This window comes from Asanoa siamensis (assembly GCF_016862555.1).
GTDB classification, from domain to species: Bacteria; Actinomycetota; Actinomycetes; order Mycobacteriales; family Micromonosporaceae; genus Asanoa; species Asanoa siamensis.
Window position 1 is genome coordinate 19124 of sequence record NZ_BONE01000071.1, and the last position, 21604, is coordinate 40727.

At 73.0% G+C, this 21604-nt stretch carries 15 protein-coding genes and 1 riboswitch; of the genes, 8 read left to right on the top strand and 7 right to left on the bottom strand.

Features of this window, described 5'->3' with window-relative positions:
* Positions 1 to 115: 115 nt before the first annotated feature.
* The gene (locus tag Asi02nite_RS31790; RefSeq protein WP_203717697.1) at positions 116 to 655 is read left to right on the top strand and encodes a GNAT family N-acetyltransferase; all 540 of its coding nucleotides are present in this window, start codon (positions 116 to 118) and stop codon (positions 653 to 655) included.
* 90 nt (positions 656 to 745) lie between these two features.
* Here Asi02nite_RS31790 and paaN read toward each other — a convergent pair whose 3' ends face one another.
* From paaN to Asi02nite_RS31825, 7 genes are all read right to left on the bottom strand, one after another.
* Positions 746 to 2425, bottom strand: a complete 1680-nt coding sequence (gene paaN / locus Asi02nite_RS31795) for a phenylacetic acid degradation protein PaaN (RefSeq protein WP_203717698.1) — start codon at positions 2423 to 2425, stop codon at positions 746 to 748.
* Positions 2426 to 2474: 49 nt separating this feature from the next.
* Entirely contained in the window at positions 2475 to 3494 is a 1020-nt protein-coding gene (locus Asi02nite_RS31800) for a GNAT family N-acetyltransferase (RefSeq protein WP_203717699.1), read from the bottom strand.
* Between the two features lie 41 nt (positions 3495 to 3535).
* Complete coding sequence (locus tag Asi02nite_RS31805; RefSeq protein ID WP_239127296.1) at positions 3536 to 4330, bottom strand: cellulose binding domain-containing protein; 795 nt, start codon at positions 4328 to 4330, stop codon at positions 3536 to 3538.
* A gap of 43 nt (positions 4331 to 4373) precedes the next feature.
* Positions 4374 to 6950 (bottom strand): NosD domain-containing protein, encoded by a 2577-nt coding sequence (locus Asi02nite_RS31810; protein WP_203717700.1) that lies wholly within the window; start codon positions 6948 to 6950, stop codon positions 4374 to 4376.
* Between the two features lie 313 nt (positions 6951 to 7263).
* Entirely contained in the window at positions 7264 to 8553 is a 1290-nt protein-coding gene (gene thrC / locus Asi02nite_RS31815; RefSeq protein WP_203717701.1) for a threonine synthase, read from the bottom strand.
* 12 nt (positions 8554 to 8565) lie between these two features.
* Positions 8566 to 8703: riboswitch (SAM riboswitch) on the bottom strand.
* A gap of 82 nt (positions 8704 to 8785) precedes the next feature.
* Positions 8786 to 9652: an ABC transporter permease gene (locus Asi02nite_RS31820; protein WP_203717702.1), complete on the bottom strand. Its 867-nt coding sequence runs from the start codon at positions 9650 to 9652 to the stop codon at positions 8786 to 8788.
* Positions 9652 to 12447, bottom strand: a complete 2796-nt coding sequence (locus Asi02nite_RS31825) for an alpha/beta fold hydrolase (RefSeq protein ID WP_203717703.1) — start codon at positions 12445 to 12447, stop codon at positions 9652 to 9654. The genes Asi02nite_RS31820 and Asi02nite_RS31825 overlap by 1 nt, the downstream gene beginning before the upstream one ends.
* Before the next feature lie 311 nt (positions 12448 to 12758).
* Here Asi02nite_RS31825 and Asi02nite_RS31830 point away from each other — a divergent pair, with 311 nt between their 5' ends.
* From Asi02nite_RS31830 to Asi02nite_RS31860, 7 genes are all read left to right on the top strand, one after another.
* The gene (locus tag Asi02nite_RS31830; protein WP_203717704.1) at positions 12759 to 13997 is read left to right on the top strand and encodes a Rossmann-fold NAD(P)-binding domain-containing protein; all 1239 of its coding nucleotides are present in this window, start codon (positions 12759 to 12761) and stop codon (positions 13995 to 13997) included.
* The gene (locus Asi02nite_RS31835) at positions 13984 to 17028 is read left to right on the top strand and encodes a sensor histidine kinase (protein ID WP_203717705.1); all 3045 of its coding nucleotides are present in this window, start codon (positions 13984 to 13986) and stop codon (positions 17026 to 17028) included. The genes Asi02nite_RS31830 and Asi02nite_RS31835 overlap by 14 nt, the downstream gene beginning before the upstream one ends.
* Positions 17025 to 17501, top strand: coding sequence for a roadblock/LC7 domain-containing protein (locus tag Asi02nite_RS31840; RefSeq protein WP_203717706.1), 477 nt, complete (start codon positions 17025 to 17027; stop codon positions 17499 to 17501). The genes Asi02nite_RS31835 and Asi02nite_RS31840 overlap by 4 nt, the downstream gene beginning before the upstream one ends.
* Positions 17498 to 17941, top strand: coding sequence for a DUF742 domain-containing protein (locus tag Asi02nite_RS31845; RefSeq protein ID WP_203717707.1), 444 nt, complete (start codon positions 17498 to 17500; stop codon positions 17939 to 17941). Before Asi02nite_RS31840 ends, Asi02nite_RS31845 begins: the two co-directional genes overlap by 4 nt.
* Before the next feature lie 142 nt (positions 17942 to 18083).
* Complete coding sequence (locus Asi02nite_RS31850) at positions 18084 to 18674, top strand: GTP-binding protein (RefSeq protein WP_203717713.1); 591 nt, start codon at positions 18084 to 18086, stop codon at positions 18672 to 18674.
* A 36-nt stretch (positions 18675 to 18710) separates the two neighbouring features.
* On the top strand, positions 18711 to 19028 hold the full coding sequence (locus Asi02nite_RS31855; protein WP_203717708.1) for a hypothetical protein: 318 nt from the start codon (positions 18711 to 18713) through the stop codon (positions 19026 to 19028).
* A gap of 10 nt (positions 19029 to 19038) precedes the next feature.
* Positions 19039 to 21585: an AAA family ATPase gene (locus Asi02nite_RS31860; protein ID WP_239127298.1), complete on the top strand. Its 2547-nt coding sequence runs from the start codon at positions 19039 to 19041 to the stop codon at positions 21583 to 21585.
* The last annotated feature ends 19 nt before the right edge of the window (positions 21586 to 21604 follow it).

The following is a 21604-nucleotide window of genomic DNA, read 5'->3' on the forward strand; positions in this document are numbered from 1 at the left end:
CCGCTCTGACCTGCGGTGCGTATATGGGTGCAGAGCAAAGCGGCCGGACAGGTTGCCGGCGTGGCCGGGCCGATTGCGTTGCATCAGAGGGGCTCGGCCCGGTAGGCATGCCCCCATGACCCGGACCGCGCCCATCCGCCCGCCGCAGCCGCCGCCCGCGGTGGAGGTGCGCCGGGTTCGCCCCGCGGACGCCGCCCGTACCCGGGCCATCCGCCTCGAGATGCTCGCCGACTCGCCGCTGGCGTTCCTGGAGACGCTGGCGCAGGCGGCGGCGCGCCCCCACGCCGACTACGCGGCCCGCATCGCGGCCAACGCAGAGGGCGACCGCGTGGCCCAGTTCATCGCGGTCGTGGACGGCCGGGTCGTGGCGCACGCCGGCGGCACCGTGATCGCCGAGGAGCCCGGGGTGACGGTGATCTTCGCGGTGTACGTGACCCCGGCCTGGCGCGGCAAGGGCCTGATCGCGGCGCTGACGGAGGCGGTCGCGGGCTGGTCCCGCGCGGCCGGCCGGCCGGACCTGATGCTCGAGGTGGTCGTCGGAAACGACCGGGCGGTACGCGCCTACGAGCGGGTCGGCTTCGTCGACACGGGAGTACGCCTCCCCCACCCGACAACGGCCGCGATGACAGAACTCCAGATGCGCCGCCCTGCGTAACCTGCCCTGGCTGCGCGGCCTCCGGGATCGGGTGCGTCACGATTGCGGCGACGCCTCCCCGGCGGAGGCCGCGGCGGCCGGTCCGGCAGGTCAGGCCGTCGTGTGGCGGCGGGATTGGACCACGCGGAAGCGGTTGCTGACGTAGGCCCCGTCCGTCAGGGCCGCGTTGGCCGCCGGGTTGGCGCCCGTCGCGTGGAAGTCCGAGAAGGCCGCCGACTGGTTGACGAAGACGCCGCCCGTCAGGTTGCAGGAGAGGTGGACGCCCGCGTCCAGGGAGGCTGATTCGACTGCCGCCAGAACTGACTCGTCCGTTGAGTAGACCGCCGCCGTCAGGGCGCCCTTCGAGAGGACCGTCGAGCGGAAGATGTCGATGCTCGACGTCGTCGAGTCGGTGGCGATGACGAAGGAGATCGGGCCGAACCACTCGCGGCCGTAGACCGCGGCGTCGGCCGACGTCAGCTTGACCACCGTGGGCGTGCGGACCGTCGCCTCGGCGAAGGCCGGGTGGGTGACCGACGACGACGGCAGGACCGCGTCGCCGATCGACTCGATCTCGGTCAGGCGGGCCAGGACGCCGTCGTTGACGATCGCGCCCGTGAGCTCGACGGCGCGGGCCGGGTCGCCGGTCAGCTTGGCCACCGTGCCCGCGATGCCGGCGGCGACCTCGTCGAAGGACTTGTGGCCCTGGTCGGTCTCGATGCCGGCCGCCGGGACCAGGATGTTCTGCGGCGTCGTGCACATCTGCCCGCTGTAGAGGGTCAGCGAGAAGCCGATGTTGCGGCACATGCCGGCGAAGTCGTCGGTCGAGTCGACGACGATCGTGTTGACGCCCGCCTTCTCGGTGTAGACGGCGGCCTGGCGGGCGTTGTCCTCGAGCCAGTCGCCGAACTCGGTCGAGCCCGTGAAGTCGATGATGCGGACCGCCGGGTCGAGCGCCAACGTCTTCGCCAGGCCCTCGCCGGGCGCCTCGGCCGCGAGCTGGATCAGGTTGGGGTCGAAGCCGGCCTCTTCCAGGGCGGCCCGGGCGTAGCGAACGGTGATCGCCAGCGGCAGCACCGCGCCCGGGTGGGGCTTGACCACGACCGGGTTGCCGGTGGCCAGGCTGGCGAACAGGCCCGGGTACGAGTTCCAGGTGGGGAACGTGTTGCAGCCGATCACCAGCGCCACGCCGCGCGGGACGACGTGGAAGGTCTTGGTCATGCGGAGCGGGTCGCCCTTGCCGGCCGGCTTCTCCCAACCGGCCACCGCCGGATGGCGGGTCATCTCGGCGTACGCGTAGGCCAGCGCCTCCAGCGCACGGTCGAGCGCGTGCGCCCCGCCCGCCTGGAACGCCATCACGAACGCCTGGCCGCTCGTGAACTGCACCGCGTTGGCCAGCTCGAAGATGTGCGCGTGCAGGCGCGACAGGATCTCGAGGCAGACGCCGACGCGGGTCTGCGGGCCGGCGTCGCGCCAGGCGGGCAGCGCGGCGGTCGCGGCCGCGATCAGCGTCGCCGGGTCGACGTGCGGGTAGGACACGCCGAGCGGCACGCCGAACGGGCTGCGCTCGGTGGCCACCCAGTCGCCCGCGCCCGGCTGGTCGAGCGGGAACTTGGCGTCGAGGTAGCCGCGGAACGCGGCCTCACCGTCGGCCGCGGCGGTCTCGCCGTAGACCCGGGGGCTGGGCGACTCGGGGTAGGCCGACCAGTAGCCGCGCTCCTTGATCGCGGTGGTGGCGCGCTCGAGCGTCTCGGCGTGGTTGGCGAACCAGGGGTGCGGGGTCTCCGTCATATGAGCATCATGCCCCGACCGGAGTGCCGGAGCGCCACAGGCGGAAACCTCACAGGGCGAGTTGCCAGTTGTGCCACCCGTCGACCGGTCGGAACCCCATCGCCTCGTTGATCGTGATCATGTGGGAGTTGACCGCCGCGTTCCAGGTGTCGATCGCCCGCAGCGCCGGCTCCGCGGGCAGCGCCGTACGCAGGTTTTCGACCTTGACCAGCACGCCGAGCCGGTGACCGCGGTGGTCCGGGTCGACCAGGGTGATCTGCTGGAAGGCGTGCCAGTCGACGGTCGCCCCGAGCTCCAGCGCCGTCACGGCCACGAGCCGCCCGGTCGCGTCGTGCCGGGCCGCGGTGGTGTAGCCCCGCTTGCCCCGCAGCTCGCGGGCCGCCTCCTGCTCGCGGATCCGCGCGCCGTCGATCTTCTCGGCCTCGTAGGCCAGGTCGCCCAGCGGCGCGTCGGCCATCAGCCGGCCGTCGAGATAGGCGACGTCGGCGAGGTATTCCTCGGGCACCGGCCCGTGCCAGCTCACCAGGCTGTAGCCGGCGGCCTTGGACCAGGCCGCGGCGACCATCGCGTCCAGCGCCGCGTCGTCGAGGGTCGAGATCTCCAACCGCCGGCGTACGTCGGTCAGGGCGAGCGTGGCGCCGGCGGAGCGCGCGAACGCCTCGCCGTCGACGGGGCGCGCCGGGCCACCGGGCAGCGCGTGCACGGTCGTGGCGATCAGCTGCTTGCGACCGTCGGCCCGCGCGGTGTTCGCGGCGAACTCGAGCAGCGCGCGCCCGACGCCCCGGCGCCGGTGCTCCGGCAGCACGTCGAGGCGCAGGTCGGCGATCGTCGTGTTCTCCAGGAACGGCAGGTCGAGCTCCAGGAACCCGACGGGCTCGTCGTCGAGCCAGGCGAGCGCGTTGCCCTTGCGCTTGCCCGGCCACGGGTGCGACAGCGACGGGAAGAAGTGTCGTGGGCACACCGGCGGGAAGTCGGGCACCTCGGCGGCGTCGCTCCGTGACCGGATGTCGAAGGCGTGCCGGGCGCCGACCTCGTCGGCCGACTCGAGTGGGGTGACCACGATGCTCATGCCCGCCAGGGTGCCCAACCCCCGGCGGGCGCGCGAGCCATTTACGCGGTCGCGCAGGTGACCGCCGGCGCCGGGTTCGCACCGGTCCAGCCGGCCAGGAAACCGAACGTGGCACTCGTACCCGGGGCGAGCGAGCCGTTCCAGGCGACGTTGCGCGCGGTGACCGCGGGCCCGGACTGGCTGACCGCCGCGTTCCAGGACTGCGTCACCTGCTGCCCGGCGAAGCTCCACCGCACGGTCCACCCGGCAATCGGGGCCGAACCGGAGTTCCGGACCGTAACTTCGCCCTGGAACCCATTCGTCCACTGATCGACGACACGGTAGGACGCCACGCAACCGCCATCGGCCGGCGGCGGCGTGGTGGGCCCGGACGTCGGCCCGGACGTCGGCGTCGCCGTCGGCCCCGGCGTCGGAACCCCGCCGTCCAGAATCGCGGTCAACGCCGGATACCACCGGTTCGCCATCTTCTGGTCACCGGCGGCATTCGGGTGTACGCCGTCGTAGGTGTCGCTCGCCGTGCTGAACCCGGTCCACTGGTCCACGACCACCACGGGACTCCCGGCGGTCGTGATGCCGGCGGCCCATCCGGGGATCGCGTCGTTCAGCGCCACGACCCGCGCCCCACAGGCGGCGCAACTGCTCGGCGCCATCGGGATGATCTGCGCGACCAGCACCCGCATGGCCGGGTTGCTGGCCCGCATCTGGTCGACCAGCCGGGTGTACGCGGCCAGAATCGTCGCCGTCGGCAGGTTGCTCCACACGTCGTTGGTGCCGAAGTGCATGAGCACGACGTCCGGCCGCGTCGCGGCGAGCCAGCCGGGCGATCCGGTGATCAAGTCGCGACCACGATCCCGAGGAGCGCGGTCGCGACCACCGACCTCAGTTCGGCGGCGCCAGGTAGTAGCCCGCCTGGTCGACGATCACGTGCACCGACCCGCGCCCGCCGTTGTAGATGTCGAAGGAACCGTTCTTCGTCGCCACCGTGGCGAGGTTGGAGATGGTCTGGCCCGCGGCGAAGTTGACCGTGGAGGCCGTGGGGACCGCGTCGCCGGACGGGTACGCGGTGACGTAGCCCGACGTGGTCGACCGCGTCAACGTGACGGTGGCGACCACCGACGTCGGCCGGCACCGGTAGCCACCGGTCAGGCAGGTGTCCCAGTAGTACTGATCCGGGTAGACCCGCAGCGACTTGCCGGGACCGAGGACGACCTCGCCGAGCTCCCGCGTGTCGAGGATGCGCACCGGCCCGGTGGGCACGTAGTTGTTCGACCCGCCCGCGGCGAACTGGCCCGCGAGGTCGACCAGGACGTGGACGGTGCCACGACCCGTGTGCGACAGCGCGATCTTCCCGTTGACCACGGGCGCGATCACCATGTTGGCGATGGTCTGGCCGGCCCCGAAGTTGAGGTTGGAGACGGTCGGCACCGCTCCGCCCGGCGGGAAGAACGTGAGCAGGCCGCCGTTGGTGGCACCGGTCGCCGTCGCGTTGAGCACCACGGCCGTCGTGCCCGCCGGGATCCGGCCCGTCAGGTCGACCTCGACCCGCCCGTCCGCCGGCACGGGCACGGTGCCCGGCACGCCGACCGCGGCCCGCGTGTCGAGGACCCGCAGCGGTTCCCGGGTCGTGATGCCGTGGCCACCGGCGCCGTAGAAGCCGGCGAGGTCGGCGATGACGTGCACCGTCCCCGCGCTGCCGTTGCGGAATCGCACGGCGCCGTTGCTCACGGGCACGGTCACCAGCGCGGCGACGGTCTGTCCCGGCTCGAAGAGCAGGTTCGACGCGGTCGGCGGCGAGCCCGGACCCGGGTACGCGGTGATGTAGCCGTTCTTCGTCGCCTGGGTCACCGTCACGTTCAGGACCACCGCGCTGATCCTGTCGGCCGGCACCCCGTCGATCGGGCCGACGGGAAGCACCACGTCCGAGTTCGCCGCGACCGGCGTCGTGGTCGGGACGCCGAGGGCCGCCCGGGTGTCGAGCACGCGGCTCGGCGGCACGGCCGTGAACCCGGCTCCGACGACGACGCAGCTCCGTGACTCGCTGCCCTGGCCGGTACGGAAGGAGTCGCTGTTGACGAACGTGTTCACGCAGTGCTCACCGGCGCGCGGGAAGGTGTGCCGGACGTCGGTCTCCCGGGTCACCACCTGGAAGCCGTCGTCGAACGTGTGGAAGACCGTGCCCGACGGGCCGTCGGTCACCCACGGGGACGTGAACTCGGCGCTCGCGACCGCCGTGAGCGGTTCGCCGTCCGGCGCGTTCGCGAACGGTGCCGGGTGGCCGCTAGCAAGGGACAGCTCCACCGAGCCGCGGTCGACGTAGCCGATTCCCGTGCCGGTGTTCGGAACGTCCGGGTTGTCGGCGTGCGCGTCACCGCCGATCCCGTACGGGAGCACGCCGGGCGCGTCCGCCCGGCCGGAGTCGACGGCGGGCGAGGTGGGCCGCGGAGTCCAGCCGACGTCGTCCCGGGTGAAGCGGTCGAGCTGGGGGTCCGCGGCGATGTCGTGCGCGGCCTGTCCGGTGGCGGCGCGGAACTCCGCCGGCGTCGCGTAGCGGGTGCCGGCCCACGAGTAGAGCGGGCCACCGAAGACCGGGTTGACCACGTTGTAGTCGACAGTGCTGCCCGCGGCGGAGGCCGCCGACACGGTCAGCGGCAACGCTTCGTCCGGCTTCGCGCACGGCACCGGGCCCGGGTTGTCCGCGAGGTTGTACTGCGCGGTGTCGATGATGTTGTTCTGCACCGCGAGCCGGGGCGAGGCCCCGTCGACCACGATCGCGGCCCGGCAGAACGGCGTGAGCGTGTTGTTGGTGATCACCGTGTCCGGCGCGTCGGTCACGGAGACGGCCGGCAGCGACGAGAGCACGGAGTTGCCGGCGATCACGGTGCCGGTGGCCCCGGCCTCGACGAAGATCGCCGCGGCGCTGGACTGGAACCAGGTGCGGGTGATGGCGACTCCCCGCGACGCACCCCGCACCACGACCCGCGCGACGCGCCCGTTGAACATCCGTGCGTCGGTCACCTCGACGTCACGCGCGGCATCGACCACGACGGCCGGGGTGGTGACCGTGCCGTACTCGAACCCGGCCACGACGACGTCGTGCACCCCGGCCAGGGTGACACCCGGGCCGGCCGCACCGGGCGTGATGCGCGCGAGCCCGCGCGGCACGCGCTCACCGCGGATCGTGATCGGGCGGCCAGGCTCCCCGGATCGCGTGACGACCACCGACTCCGCGTAGACGCCGGATCGCACGTAGACCGTCTGACCGGGCTCCGCGACGGCGACGGCCGCGCCGATCGTGCAGTAGGGCCGTTGCCACGAGCCGTCCGACGGCGACGCGCACGCCTGCGACGAGACATAGATGGTCGACGACGGTGCCGCCGCCGTGGCGGCGACGCCGGTGACTGTCAGCGACAGCAGCAACCCGACCGTGGACAGCGCGACGGTGCGCCAAGCTCTCATGTTGATCTCCCCGAGTGCGACGCGCGCACCTTACCGAAGATCACTCATGAAAGAAGGCCCCGTCCGCACCGGACGGGGCCTTCCATCAATGTTTGGTCGGAAGGGCGGTCGCACAACGCCTCCGGCGCTGGGTCGCTAGAACTTCAAAAGTCTACGGCGGCTCGCCCTCCCGCACGGAGCATCCTGCGGGGTACCCATCATGGTCGTCAAGTCCCTACGGACATGTTTTCTCGACGGACGGCAAAATCACCACTACGGGGCGCACATGACGCATCACCCGAACGGATGAGTCCATCCTGGATAAGGGCCTGCGTCAGCCCAGCAAACCGGCTTCGCGAGCTGCCCGAAGCGACGGCTTGACGCGATACGTCGGCCCCACCTGGCCCGCCACCGCGTCGATCGTCTTGAGGCCCTCGCCGGTGTTGAACACGACCGTCTCCAGCGAGGGGTCGAGCCGGCCCGAGGCGACCAGCTTCTGCAGCACCGCCGTCGTCACGCCGCCCGCCGTCTCCGCGAAGACACCCGTCGTGCGGGCCAGCAACCGGATCGCCGCGCGGATCTCGTCGTCGTCGGCGTAGTCCATCCACCCACCGGTGCGGCGCACCGCCTCCAGCGCGTACAGCCCCGCGGCGGGGTCACCGATGTTCAGCGACTTCGCGATGCCCGTCGGGCGTACCGGCGTGATCTCGTCGGTGTCGTTGTGCAGTGCCGTCGCGATCGGGTTGCAGCCCGCCGACTGGGCACCGAAGACGCGCCACCCGCCGGACGGCGCCGTCGCCAGCCCGATCTCGACCAGCTCGCTGAACGCCTTGTCGATCTTGGTGAGCAGCTCGCCGCTGGCCATCGGGATGACCACCTGCGCCGGGATCCGCCAGCCGAGCTGCTCGGCCACCTCGTAGCCGAGGGTCTTGGAGCCCTCCGCGTAGAACGGCCGCACGTTCACGTTGACGAACGCGGTGTCCTCGAACTCGTCGGTCTCCACGAGCTCGCTGCAGAGCCGGTTGACGTCGTCGTACGAGCCGTCGATGGCGACCAGGTCACCGCCGTACACCGCGGTCGTGATGACCTTGCCCTGCTCCAGGTCGCCGGGGATGAAGACGATCGACGGGACGCCGGCCCGGGCGGCGTGCGCGGCCACCGAGTTGGCCAGGTTGCCGGTCGACGCGCAGGCGAACCGGGTGAAGCCGAGCCCGCGGGCGGCGGTCAGCGCCACGGAGACCACGCGGTCCTTGAACGAGTGCGTCGGGTTGGCGCTGTCGTCCTTGACCCACAGCGGCGCGCTGATGCCCAGCTCGGCGGCGAGCGCGGGGGCCGACACCAACGGCGTCAGGCCCGGGTCGAGGGTGACCCGGCTGGCCGGGTCCTGGCCGACCGGCAGCAGCGGCGCGTACCGCCAGATGTTCTGGGGACCGGCGACGATCTGACCGCGGGTGACCCGCGCCAGCGCGGCCTGGTCGTAGGCGACCTCGAGCGGGCCGAAACACTCGTAGCAGGCGTGCTGTGCGGCCAGCGGGTATTCGGCGCCGCAGCCGCGACAGACGAGGGCGCGCGCGGGCGACTCGGCGACGGGAGAGGTGGTGGTCTCGTCGATGATCGACGTCATGAGGCTGAGGTCCTCTCATCTTCCCCACGCCGCACCGTGCGACGGGGACGGAATTGGCACCTGCGCACCGCACGCTCTGCGATGAGTCGTCAGCGGTGGTGGTTGCCGGGGCGTCTTCGGGCCGTATCCCTCAGCCCCTCTGGATGAGGTATGCAGTTGTGCTCACAAGAGTAAGGCCTGGACCACCAAACAGTCCTGTCCCTTCCCAACGTGTGAACCAGGCCTCAGCGGATCAACTGGTCACGTCCTTGCGGGTGAACCGCCAGAACGCCAGCGACCAGAACAGCGTCGCGTAGACGACGGCCGATATGACCCCTTTGACGATGTCGTCGACCTGCACCGGCGTGGAGAGCAGGCCGAGCCACGCCGTGCTGTAGTGGGTCGGCAACAGGTTGCGCACGAACCCCAGGGCGGTGATCTGGTCAAGGATGCTCGACAGGATCCACACCAGCACCGCACCGCCGACCGCGCCGAGCGGGGCGTCCGTCGTCACCGAGAGCAGGAACGCCAGCCCGGCCACGACGAGCAGCACCACCGCCAGATAGCCGAGGATGCCCAGCAGGCGGAGCAGGCCAGGGCCGGCGGCGATCTCGTTGGCCACCGTGCTCCGCAGCGGCTCCCAGCCGTACCGGGCCGTGCCGATCGCCAGCGCCGTGCCGGCCAGCGTCAGCAGCGCGAGCCCCGAGTAGCCGAGCGCGACGACCAGCTTGACCGCCACGAGCCGGGCCCGCGGCACCGGGACCGCCAGCAGGTAGCGCAGGCTGCCCCACTGCGCCTCGCTGGCCACGGTGTCGCCGCAGAACAGGGCCACGGCGACGACGAGCAGGAAGGTCGCCGACACGTAGAGGCAGAACAGCGTGAAGTTGAGGCCGCCGGAGGTGGCGAGGTCGATCAGGCTGCCGAACTCGCCGCCGCCGTTGTCGTCGTCGCCGGTGCTGTCGAACTGGAACGCGATCAGGATGATCACCGGAAGCAGGACCATCAGGCCCAGGGCCCATCGGGTACGCGCACGCGACCACTGCCGTCGCCACTCGGCGCGGATCGGCAGGGTACGGGCCGCCCGATAGTTCACGGCCGCACCGGCCTGGACGTCGGTCATCAGCGGTCTCCGCTTCCACTAGAGCTCTCGCCGACCAAGGCGAGGAACGCGTCTTCGAGGCGGCGCCGGGGCACCACCCGCTCCACGCCGATGCCGGCCCGCACCAGCGAGGCCACCACCTCGCTGCGCGCGGTGCCGTTGGTGTCGACCACGAGCTGCCGCGGGTCGCCGTCGACCGCGACCGACCGCACGCCGGCCAGCTTCCCGAGCAGCTCGACCGCCGCGGGGGCGTCCGAGACCTCGATCTGCACGGTCGGCGACTCGCCGACGATCTCGTCGACCTGCCCGGACGCCACGATCGCGCCCTTGTTGACCACGACCACGTGGGTGCAGGTCTGCTCCACCTCGGCCAGCAGGTGGCTGGAGACCAGCACCGCCCGCCCGTCGGTGGCGTACCGCTTGAGCACGCGGCGCATCTCGGCGATCTGCGGCGGGTCGAGCCCGTCCGTCGGCTCGTCGAGCACGAGCAGCTCCGGCAGGCCGAGCATGGCCTGCGCGATGGCGAGCCGCTGCCGCATGCCGTGGCTGTAGGTCTTGACGCGGCGGTGCACCGACGCGCCCAGCCCGGCGATCTCCAGCGCGCGCTCGAACTGGGCGTCGGCCTCCGGGCGCCCGGTGGCGGCCCAGTACGCGCGCAGGTTGGCCAGCCCGCTCAGGTGCGGCAGGAACCCCGGCCCCTCGACCAGCGCGCCGATCCGCGAGAGCACCGGCGAACCGGGCACCAGCGGGTGCCCGAACACGTGCACCTGGCCGGCGGTCGGCTTGGTCAGCCCCATCAGCACCCGCAGCGTCGTCGTCTTGCCGGCGCCGTTCGGGCCGAGCAGACCGACCACCTGGCCGCGGCGCACCTCGAAGTCGACGCGGTCGACCGCCACGAAGTCGCCGTACACCTTGCGTAGTCCGTCGACCCGCAGCGGCACGTCCGCGTACTCGGGATGCACCGAGCTGTCGTGCCGGTTCCGCCGCCGGCGCACGACCAGGACGACCACGACGAGCCCGACCACGATCGCGGCGAGCAGGGCGACCAGCACGTACCGCCAGATCACCTGGGGGCTGGCGATCGGCTCGCCGGTCACGGTCGGCAGCGTCACGGCGGTCGCGTCGCCGGGCAGCCCCACGGTGTAGACGGTCGGCTGGGCCGGGGTCGTGAACGCCTGGTCAGCCGTGGCCACCGCGATCCGCAGCGTGTGGCCGGCCTCGACCCGGTGCACGATCGCCGGCAGCGTCACCGTCACGGGCTGGGCGGCGGCGAGGTCCGCCGGCAGACCGGTCAGCCGCACCGGCGCGATCAGCCCGCTGGACAGCGTCGCCGTCCCGCTCGGGTCGACGTCGTAGAGCTTGACGAAGAGCACCGCCTCGCCGGTCGGGGACGCGGCCCTGATCCGGACGGTCGGCGCGCCGACGATGTCCAGCGGCCGGTCGAGCGGCTCCGAGGTGAACCGGGCGTGCTGGCCGGGCAGATCGCTGACCACCCCGTTGACGAACGAGGAGAGCCCGCCGCCCGTGCCCGGCAGCGAGGAGATCGCCGCGGGGTTGCCGGCCGGCGGGTTGGCGACCGGCTGCGCCGGCCCGGCGACGGTCACCGTGGAGGAGCCGGTGCCCGCCAGGCCGGGGTACGCGGGGTCCGAGTAGCCGCTGGTCACCACGCCCCGGTCGAGGGCGTTGAAGCCGGTGATCCGCGACCAGGTGAAGCTCGTGGCCGGTGCGTCGCCGGTGCCCTTGACGTAGTGGTCGAGCCACTGCGCCATCACGAACTTGACCCGGTCGCGGTCGGACTGCGGCCCGTCGCCGCCGTCGTGGCCGCCGGTGAACCAGGCGACCCGCACGGGCGTGCCGGTGGCGGCGATGCCCCGGGCGTTGGCGTCGGCCTCGGCCAGCGGGAACAGGGTGTCCGCGGTGCCCTGCACGAGCAGGGTGGGCGCCTTGATTCGGTCGAGCACGCCGGCGGGGCTGGACCGGCGGAGCAGGTCGACGGCGGCCTGGTCGGCCCGGCCGGTGGTGGCGATCCGCTGGTAGGCGGCGCAGACGTCGGCCGCGAACCGCCCGCAGGACGGGTCCAGGCCCGGCAGCGCCGCGCCGGCGAGAGCCGCGGGGTCGGGGGCGGCGGCGCTGTCGCCCAGCGCGCCGAGGCCGACCCCGGCACCGTTGCCGAAGAACAGCCCGGCCCAGGTCTTCTTGAAGACGCCGTCGACCGGGCCGCGGCCGGTGGACTCGGGCAGGAACGCGTTCGCGAGGTCGTTCCAGGTGGCCATCGGCACCGCCGCGTCGACGCGCTGGTCCTGGGCTGCCAGCAGCAGGGCCAGACCACCGCCGTACGAGCTGCCGACGACTCCGACCCGTGGGTCGCCCGGGCCGTCGGTGCTGATCTCCGGGCGGGCGGCCAGCCAGTCGACCAGTCGCTGCGCGTCGCGTACCTCGTAGTCGGGGTTGTCGAGGTGGATCTGCCCGCCGCTGCGGCCGAAGCCGCGGGCCGTCCAGGTCAGCACGGCGTATCCGATGCCGGCCAGCTCCTCGGCGTCGGCGTAGGTGCTCTCCTTGGTGCCGCCGAAGCCGTGCGCCAGCAGCACCGCCGGCACCGTGTCGGTGGCCGACGCGCCGTCGGGCAGGAACAGCCGGGTGTCGAGGTCGACCGGCTCGTCGCCGCCCGGCCCCGAGCGGACCGTGATCCGCGCGTCCTGGGTGCGGTAGTCCGGGTCGTCCGGCCAGGCCGCCCACGTGCCGACTCCGGCGAGAACGAGCAGGACCGCGCCGGCGGCGAACAGCCGGCGGCGCGCACGGGACAGCGGTGGCGACATGCCGCCAAAGGTACGGCGCGGACGCTGAGCATTTTCTGAGTCCCGCAGGGAGCCGATCCGTGGGACACATGCTTATCCCGCGAAATCCGACGTATCACGCCGAGCGGGCAATGAACCGACAGCAAGTTACCCTGCGTGATCATTCGCGTCGTGATCCATCACAGAGGGCCATAGAAACCGACGGATGAAGGAGAAATGGCTGTTCGGTTTGGCCCGGCCTGGGTGCCCCTCCACTAGTTTCTCCGTCCGGTGGACGGGACGGTCGGGGTGCGCATTTCAACCCGTGCCACCACTTCGTGGAGGGGTTGCCGATGACACGTTCCGCACCGCGTTCCCGCGTTCGCTCGGGAGCGCTGACCGTGCTGCTGTCCATCCTGGTCCTGGCGCTACTGGTGCCGACCGGGGTGCTGTTCGCGCAGAACTGGCGCAGCGAGGGCGACCGCGCCCGGGCGACAGCACGCGAGCTCGACGGCGTCGCCTACCTACGCACCCTCCAGCAGGTCGCGTTCGCCGTCGCCGACGCCCAGTCCGCGGCCGTGGCCGGCCAGACGGGGGGCCGGGAGGCGCTCGCCGTCGCGGTGCAGCAGGCCGACGCGACCGACGCCCGGCTCGGCGGCACCCTGCGCACGACGGAGCGCTGGACGGGCATCCGCAGCCGGCTCGAGACCCTGCGCGCCGCACCCGCCGGCAGCGACCCGACGCAGACGCTGGCCGCGTACCGCGAGATCGGCGACCTGGTGCTCGCCCTCTACGCGAAGGTGCGCGACGAGAGCGGCCTCGCGCACGACCCCGACGGCGACGCGTTCCACCTGCAGAGCACGGCCGCCGGCGAACTGCCGGTCGCCGTCATCGCGGTGGGCCGGCTGGCCGACGCCGCCGTGCTGGCGAAGGCCGCGACCGCGCCGGCGCAGCCCGGGCAGAACCGGCCGCAGCTGACCCCGGAGCAGATCGCGCGGCTGCAGGCCCAGCTCACCACGCAGCTCATCACGGAGCGGGTCCTGCTGCTCGACGCCTCGAACCGGCTGGTCGACAACCTGCGGGCGGCGGTGGACAGCACCGAGAGCCGCACGCTGGGCGGCAACCTGCTCAGCCGGCTCGACCGCTACCAGCGCGCGGCGGACGGCATCTCGGCGATGTTCGCGCAGGCGAGCGCGGCCGGCGCCAGCATCACCCAGGCGGATCCGTCGCTGATCAACGTGGCGCGCGGCGAGCTGCAGACCGCGGCCGGCGAGCTGTCCAGCACGATCCTCAACGAGGTCGAACGGCTGCTCGACACCCGCGTCGAGGGCATCGACCAGGCCCGGCTGCTGGCCGGCGGCGCGGCGCTGCTCGCCGTGCTGCTCACGGTCGGGTTCTTCCTCGCCTACTTTCTCGGCGGCCGGCCGCGCACGCAGCGCCCCGCCGGCCCGTTCCCCGCGGGTGACCCGGGCGCGCCGCAACCGGACGAGGCCGTGGCGTGGCCGACCGTCGCGCCGATCACCGGTGCGCCCTACCAGGGCGCGCCCCAGGACAAGCCGACACAGTGGGAGCGATCCGGTGCTGCTCGGTAGGTTACGCATCCGCGGAAAGCTCGCGCTGCTGCTCATCGCCCCGCTGCTCGGCATCGTCGCGCTGGCGGTGCCGGTGGTCGGCGACCGGATCAGCATCGCCGCCCGGGCCGAGGAGACCGCGCGCACCGTCGAGATCGCGGGTCAGGTCGGTTCGCTGGTGCAGAACATCCAGCAGGAACGGATGCTCTCCATCGGCTACCTCTTCCGCGTCGTCGACCGCAGCCGGCTCGTGTTGCAGAGCGCCCAGGTCAGCGACGACGTCGCCGACCTGCGGGCCAACCAGGACCTGCCCGGCGAGCTGCGGGACGCGCTCGACGGGCTGCCCTCGCTGGCGATCACCCGGGCGTCGGTGCTCACCGGCGAGGGCCGGCCCGACGTGGTGCTGGCGCAGTACGGCGCACAGGTCAAGGGCCTGATCAACTCGCTGCAGCTGCAGCTGAAGGCCGACACGACCACCGCCGCCGGCCGGCAGGTCATGGCGCTCGACTCGGTGCTCCGCTCCGACGAGGGCATCAGCCTGGTCGCCACCCAGCTCGTGCTGCTCGCCGCGCTGCGCGAGCAGGCGCCGGCCGGCGTCTCCGGGACGACCATGGCGGTCCTGCTGCAGGACGTCGACCGGTTCCGCGCGTACGCGACGGTCGAGCAGAACGGCCTGTACGACCTGGTGCAGCAGGGCGTCGACGCGCGCAGCACGACCGGCAACTTCCTGGGCCGGCTCGCCGAGGACCCGATCGCCGCGCTGCGCGACATCACGCTGCCCGCCCTGTTCCCGATCGCCGAGTCGCTGATGACGCTCGGCCGGTTCGTCGAGGACCGGATCATCGCCGACGTCAAGGTCGAGGTCGCCGACCGGGAGCGCCGAGCCCTGACCGAGGCGTACGGCGTGGGCCTGGCCTGCGTACTCCTGCTGCTCTGTGTCGTGCTGTTGAGCGTCGCGGTGGCCCGCGCGGTGGCCCGGCCGCTGACCCGGCTCACCGAGTCGGCCGACGGCGTCGCCAAGGTCGCCGAGGCCGAGCTGACCAAGGTGGCCGACGGCGAGCTGGACCCGTCGGTGCCCGTCCGGTTGGAAGCGGTCGACGTGCGCGCCAAGGACGAGGTCGGCGACCTCGCCCGGGCGTTCGAGCGGGTCCAGGCGACCGCCGCCCGGCTGGTCGAGCGCCAGGTCGCCGGCCGGCGCAACGTCGCGCAGATGTTCGGCCACGTCGGCCGCCGCACCCAGAACCTGGTCGGCCGCCAGCTCGCGCTGATCGACCGGCTGGAGCGGCAGGAGACCGACCCCGGCCGGCTGCAGCACCTCTACCGGCTCGACCACATCTCCAGCCGGCTGCGGCGCAGCGCGAGCAGCCTCGTGGTGCTCTCCGGCTCCGCCGGCGCCGACAGCCACGTCGCGCCGCTGCCGCTGACCGACGTCATCCGGCTGGCCCTCGGTGAGATCGAGGACTACCTGCGCGTCGACATCAAGGTGCCGACCGAGATCAGCGTCGCACCGTCGATGATCGGCGACCTGGTGCTGGTGCTGGCCGAGCTGATGGAGAACGCGACCACGTTCTCGCCGCCGCACACCCGGGTCACGGTCACGGGCGTCGTCAGCGACCCGGGCATCCGCCTGCTGGTCGTCGACCACGGCCTGGGCATGTCGCCCGAGCGGATGGCCGAGGAGAACGCCCGGCTGGCCCGCCGCGAGCGGCTCGACCTGGTGCCCACCGAGGTGCTCGGCCTGTTCGTGGTCGGCCGGCTGGCCCGCCGCCACGGCATGCGGGTCACGCTGACCCCGACGCCCGGTGGCGGCGTCACCGCCGAGCTCGAGGTGCACGAGCGCGACCTGGTCACCGACGGCCGCGAGGTGCCGCCGGTCGCCGCGGTCGCCCGGGCCCGGGTCGGCAGCCCGCCCGAGCCGCCCGTGGAGCGGCCGATCTCCCCGCCGGTGATCGGCGGCGACGGCTCCGCCGCACCCGTCTACGACCCGTTCCGGCCCGACCGCCGCACCGGCGTCGGGCCCGGTGGATCGTCCGCGGCACCGGCCTCCGGGCCGGCACCCGCGCCGGCCGGTGCCGCGGATCCCCACCAGGAACCCGAAGCCACCCCGGCGGCCGCGCCCCCGGCGGCGGCCGCACCCGAGTGGCCGATCCGCCAGCGCGTGCCCGGCCGCACGGACCCGCCGACGCCGACACCGGCCAAGGCGGACGAGCCCGACGAGCCGCAGGTGACCCGCCGGTCGGCCCCGGTGAGCCGCCGCACCACCGCGCCGGCGGGCAACGGGCCCGGCTTCGACGAGGCGGCGCTCGACCGGGCCAGCCGGATGCTGGCCAACGGGCAGCCCTGGAACGCGTTCGTGCCCCAGCCGCGGGTCACCGGTGAGGCCGAGGCGCCGGCGAAGCCGGCCGGACCGCCGGCCAACCAGCGCCCGACCCGGCCGGCCGCCGCCGAGACCAACCAGCCGCCCGGGCCCGGCACACCGGCCCGCCCGGCCCAGCCCGCGCGGCCGGCGCAGCCCGCCCAGCCACCCAAGCCGGGCAAGCCAGGCCCGGCACAGGGCAAGCGCAAGCCGCAGCCGGAACTCTCCGACGAGGAGACCCAGGCCGTCCTGCGCCGCCGGGTGCCGGGGGCGCAGCTACCGACCGCCGAGCCCGAGCCCACGCCGACCTCCGCACCGCCGTCGCCGGCCGACCCGGCCGCGGCCCGCGCGCTGGTCGAGGAGTTCGAGGCCGGCGTCCGGTACGCCGAGCGCCAGGTGCGCGGCGGTGGCGTGCCGGGGGCGAAGCCCGTACCCATGAACGGCTCGTCGAACGGCTCCAACGGTGCCGTGGCGACCAACCGCAAGCCCGCGGCGGCCGAACCAGGTCAGCCGCTGCGCAGGCGCCAACCCGGCGCCACGCTGGACGAGCCGGCGGTCAACACCGAGCGCCAGACGTCCGACCAACCACCGGACCCGGACGCCGCGCGCGACCTGGTCCAGCAGTTCGAATCCGGTGTGGCACGCGCGTTGCGCCAGATCAGTGCCGGCAATGGCGACGAAGAGGGAACCCGATGACGAGCCCGTACATCCACGAAAGCATCGAGCGGCCGGATGCCGACGTGTCGAATGGCCAGCTCAGCCAGGAGGCGCAGACCTTCAACTGGCTGCTCGACTCGTTCACCTCGGGCACCGCCGGTGTCCTGGAAGCCATCGCCGTCTCCAGCGACGGCCTGCTGATGGCGATGTCCGCGATCAAGGACCGGGCCAACGCCGAGCGGCTGGCCGCGATCGTCTCCGGCATGACCAGCCTGGCCGGCGGAGCCGCCAACTGGTACACGCTGGGCGGCCTCAACCGCGTCATCGTCGACATGGCCGACGGCTATCTGCTGATCACCTCGATCAGCAGCGGCTCGGTGCTCGGCGTGATCGCCGACCGGTCGGCCAACCTCGGCACGCTGGCGTACGAGATGACGCTGTTCGCGAGCCGGGCCGGCGGTGCGCTGACGCCCCGCCTGATCGCCGAGCTGAAGAACTCCGTGCAGTCATGACCCCGGCGCAGGACCCCGAGCCGGGTGCGGGCGTGCGCCCGTACCTGCAGGCGGGGCTGACCGGCGGCGACGGCGGCCCCGCGCCGCCCGACGTCGACCCGTCGGCGGCGCTGCGGCCGTTCGTCCTGACCTCCGGTCGGGTCGTCGGCGTCGATCCGGCGATCGGCATGGAGACGCAGGTGACCGTCCACGACGGACCCCCGCACAGCCACCTGCCGAGCAGCGCGCGCGAACTGCACGCGATCGTGGCGCTCTGCGTCAACCCGTTGTCCGTGGCCGAGATTTCGGCGCGGTTGCGCATGCACCTCGGGGTGACCCGGGTGCTGGTCGGAGACCTCCGGGCGACCGGCCATCTGGATGTACACACGCTTGATGTCGCGGACCCTCGCGACCCAGAGACGATACGGCGGGTGATCCGTGGACTACGTGCGATCTCCTGAGTGGCCGTTGACCATCGACCGCCCGCCGGTCGTTGGCCCTGGCGCGGACCCCGGTGGGCGGCACCGGGAGCAGCAGTCGGCCTATGCGCCCAACGTGGGCTGGCACCACATCGGCGCGCCCCCGCCGGCCGTCGACGCGCGCGTGGTCGGCCCGCCGCAGAAGCGGCGCCGGGCGCCGATCCCGGTCAAGATCGTTATCGCGGGCGGCTTCGGCGTCGGCAAGACCACCACGGTCGGCGCCATCTCCGAGATCGCGCCGCTGACGACCGAGGCCGAGATGACCACCGCCTCCATCGGCGTCGACGACCTGCATCCCGACTCGACCAAGACCACCACCACGGTGGCGATGGACTTCGGCTGCGTCACGATCGACGGGAGCCTCAAGCTCTACCTGTTCGGTACGCCCGGCCAGTCCCGGTTCGGTTTCATGTGGGACGACCTCACCCGCGGCGCTCTCGGCGCGCTGGTAGTGGTTGACAGCGCTCGATTGGACGAGTGTCATTTCGCCATCGACTACTTCGAACGGGCCGATCTGCCGTTCGTGGTGGCCGTGAACGCGTTCGACGGGCAGCTGACCCACGACCTCAACGCGGTGCGGTGGGCGCTGGCGGTCGGCGACCACGTGCCGGTGGTCCGGTTCGACGCGCGGCAGCGCCTGTCGGTCCGCGACGCGCTGCTCGTGCTCCTCGACCGGGCACTGGATCGGGCCCTGCGCGAACGCGGAGGTGTGTAGAGCTGGGCAGGGTGACGGGGACGGAGGTCGGTCCGGATGAGAGACGCGTTCGGCGACGCGCTCGACCGCATGGCGCGGCGGGAGGAACTCGAACGGCTGCGGGCGGACGCGGCGACCAACAGACGGACGTCCGTGGCGGCTGAGGTGGCCGAGGCCGTCCGGCGGATCGTCGAGCGGCATCCCGACACGATGGTGACGATCTCCGTCGAGTCGGCGGGCGACAGCACGGCGTTCACGGTGGGCTGGGTCAACGAGACGGTGTCGATCTCGCCGGGCCCGGTCAAGGACGCGGCGGCGCAGCTCGCCGACCTGATCCGCCGCGACCACCGGCTGCTCGGGCCGGATCCGGATTAGTGTCGGCGGGGTGGCCGATCGTGACCTTGTCCTGACCGTCAGCCTGCGCCCGGCGGCACTCGACGCCCGGCGCGGCATCGTCCGGTTGCACCCCGAGGTGCTCAGCGCGCTCGGCCTGCGGCCCGGTGACCCCGTGCGGCTGACCGGGCGGCGCACCACCGCCGGGATCGTCGCCCCCGGGGAGGCTTCGGACGGGCGCGGGCTGCTCCATGCCGACGACCTGATGCTCGGCAACCTGGGCGTACGCGACGGCGCCCAGGTGACCATCGCGCCCGCGCCGGTGGTCGCGGCCCGGCGGGCGACGCTGCGGGGTGCGCCGCAGGTGGTGGCGGTGGTCTCGCCGGAGATGCTGCGGCTGGCGCTGCTGGGCAAGGTCATCTCTACCGGCGACGATGTGTCACTGCTGCCGCAGGACGTCGTGCCTGACGAGGCGGCGCGGTCCTTGGTGGCCGCGGCGCGGCAGAGCCTGGCCAACCGGGTGGGTTACGCCTGGACCAGCACGTTGCTCAGCGTGGTGGATGTGACGCCGGCGGATGCGGCCTTGATCACGATGGACACGGTGGTGGGCTGGGAGAACGGACAAATAACCCAAGCCTCAGGTGTACGAACGGCCGCGGACCCGGTCGGCGCCGGCCGTGGCGGCCCGGGCGGCGGTGATGCCTCTGGCTGGGCCGGCGGCGGAGCCGGAACGGGCGGGCCTGGTTCCGACTGGAGCGGTCCTGCCGGGGGCGGTGCTGGTTGGGACGGCCCGGGCGGCCGCGGCGGTAGCGGTGCTGGTGACGGTCCCGGCGGCCGTGGCGGGAGCGGTCTCGGTTGGGTCGGTCCCGGCGGCGGAACCGGATCGGGCCGACCCGGTGGCGGATCGGCCGGCCGTGGTGGCGCGACCCGCGGTTCTTCGGGCGGCGCGGCCGGCGAGGACGATGTGAACGTCATCGACGGCGAGGTGGTCGAGGAGTCGGTGGTCGACGAGGCCGTCGGCCGGAACGCGCCCGGCGTCGACGATCTGCCCGGCCTGCGCAGCCAGGCGCAGCAGCTCACCGAACTGCTGGACCTCGGTTTTCACCACCGGGACGTGCTGGCGCGGCTGGCTACATCGGTCTCGCTGGGAGTGTTGGTCACCGGCCCGGCCGGTTCGGGCAAGTCGGACCTGGTGCGCGCGGTCGCCGCCGCGGTCGGCGCCCGGGTGTTGACCGTCTGGGCACCGGGGGTCGCCGCGCTCACCAACGACGCGGCCGCGGCCCGGCTGCGCGCCGTCGTCGCCGATCTCACCACCGAATCGGCCCCACCGCCGAGCGTCGTGCTGATCACCGACGTCGACGCGCTCGCGCCGCGGGAGAGCCCGGGCCCGTTGGCCACCGTGTTCCGGCAGGTGCTCAGCGCCATGGTCGGCGCCGGGGCCGCCGTGGTCTGCACGAGCAGCCGGCCCGAGGAGATCGACCCCGCGCTGCGGGCGCCCGACCTGCTCTCGCTGGAGATCGCGGTGCCACTGCCGGACCAGGCGATGCGCCGCGAGCAGCTCGCCGTGCTCACCCGGTCGACCCCGCTGGCGGCGGACGTGCAGCTCGACGACGTGGCGGCGCGTACACCCGGGTTCGTCGCCGCCGACCTGGCCGCGCTCGTCCGCGAGGCCGGCGTCCGCGCGGCGCTGCGCCAGCGCGAGGTGGAGGCGCCGGTGGTGACGGCCGCGGACTTCGCCGCGGCGCTGGAGGTCGTGCGACCGACCTCGATGGCAACGTCCACACTGGAGCTTTCGGGCCTGACCCTGGACGACGTCGGCGACCTCGTCGAGGTCAAGGAGGTGTTGACGGAGTCGGTGCTCTGGCCGCTGACCTACCCGGACACGTTCGCCCGGCTCGGGGTGCGCCCACCACGCGGGGTGCTGCTCTACGGCCCACCCGGCTGCGGGAAGACCTTCCTGGTGACGGCGCTGGCGGGCAGCGGCAAGGCGAACGTGCTGTCGGTCAAGGGCGCCGAACTGCTCAGCAAGTGGGTAGGCGAGAGCGAGCGCGCGGTCCGCGAGCTGTTCCGGAGGGCCCGCGAGGCGGCCCCAACCTTGATTTTCCTGGACGAGGTGGACGCGCTGGCCCCGCTCCGCGGCCAATCCACCGACGGCGGCACCACGGACCGCGTGGTAGCGGCCCTCCTCACGGAACTGGACGGCGTAGAAACCCTGCGCGACGTCGTGGTGATCGGCGCGACGAACCGTCCGGACCTGATCGACCCGGCCCTGCTGCGACCGGGAAGGTTGGAACGCCTGGTCTTCGTACCACCCCCGGACGCGGACGCCCGCGCGGAGATCCTCAAGGCAACAGCCCGCGGCGTCCCCCTGGATCCGGAGGTCGACCTCACGACCCTGGCCCGCGAACTCGACGGCTTCTCGGCGGCGGACTGCGCGGCCCTGATCCGCGAGTCGGCCTTCGTAGCGATGCGCGAGTCCCTCGAGGCCACCACGGTCACGGCGAAAAACGTGGCCGCGGCCCGGCAGCGCATCCGCCCCTCCCTCGACCCGGCACAGGTCGCCCGCTTGGCCGCATACGCGGAACAGCGCAACGCCTGACCCGGACCGCACTCTCCGC

Bases quoted from the DNA above. Each gene is read 5' to 3' on its own strand.
- Asi02nite_RS31800 (WP_203717699.1), bottom strand. From the start codon at position 3,494: ATGAGCATCGTGGTCACCCCACTCGAGTCGGCCGACGAGGTCGGCGCC.
- Asi02nite_RS31790 (WP_203717697.1), top strand. From the start codon at position 116: ATGACCCGGACCGCGCCCATCCGCCCGCCGCAGCCGCCGCCCGCGGTG.
- Asi02nite_RS31845 (WP_203717707.1), top strand. From the start codon at position 17,498: ATGACCCCGGCGCAGGACCCCGAGCCGGGTGCGGGCGTGCGCCCGTAC.
- paaN (WP_203717698.1), bottom strand. From the start codon at position 2,425: ATGACGGAGACCCCGCACCCCTGGTTCGCCAACCACGCCGAGACGCTC.
- Asi02nite_RS31820 (WP_203717702.1), bottom strand. From the start codon at position 9,652: ATGACCGACGTCCAGGCCGGTGCGGCCGTGAACTATCGGGCGGCCCGT.
- Asi02nite_RS31830 (WP_203717704.1), top strand. From the start codon at position 12,759: ATGACACGTTCCGCACCGCGTTCCCGCGTTCGCTCGGGAGCGCTGACC.
- Asi02nite_RS31840 (WP_203717706.1), top strand. From the start codon at position 17,025: ATGACGAGCCCGTACATCCACGAAAGCATCGAGCGGCCGGATGCCGAC.
- Asi02nite_RS31855 (WP_203717708.1), top strand. From the start codon at position 18,711: ATGAGAGACGCGTTCGGCGACGCGCTCGACCGCATGGCGCGGCGGGAG.
- Asi02nite_RS31810 (WP_203717700.1), bottom strand. From the start codon at position 6,950: ATGAGAGCTTGGCGCACCGTCGCGCTGTCCACGGTCGGGTTGCTGCTG.
- Asi02nite_RS31825 (WP_203717703.1), bottom strand. From the start codon at position 12,447: ATGTCGCCACCGCTGTCCCGTGCGCGCCGCCGGCTGTTCGCCGCCGGC.
- thrC (WP_203717701.1), bottom strand. From the start codon at position 8,553: ATGACGTCGATCATCGACGAGACCACCACCTCTCCCGTCGCCGAGTCG.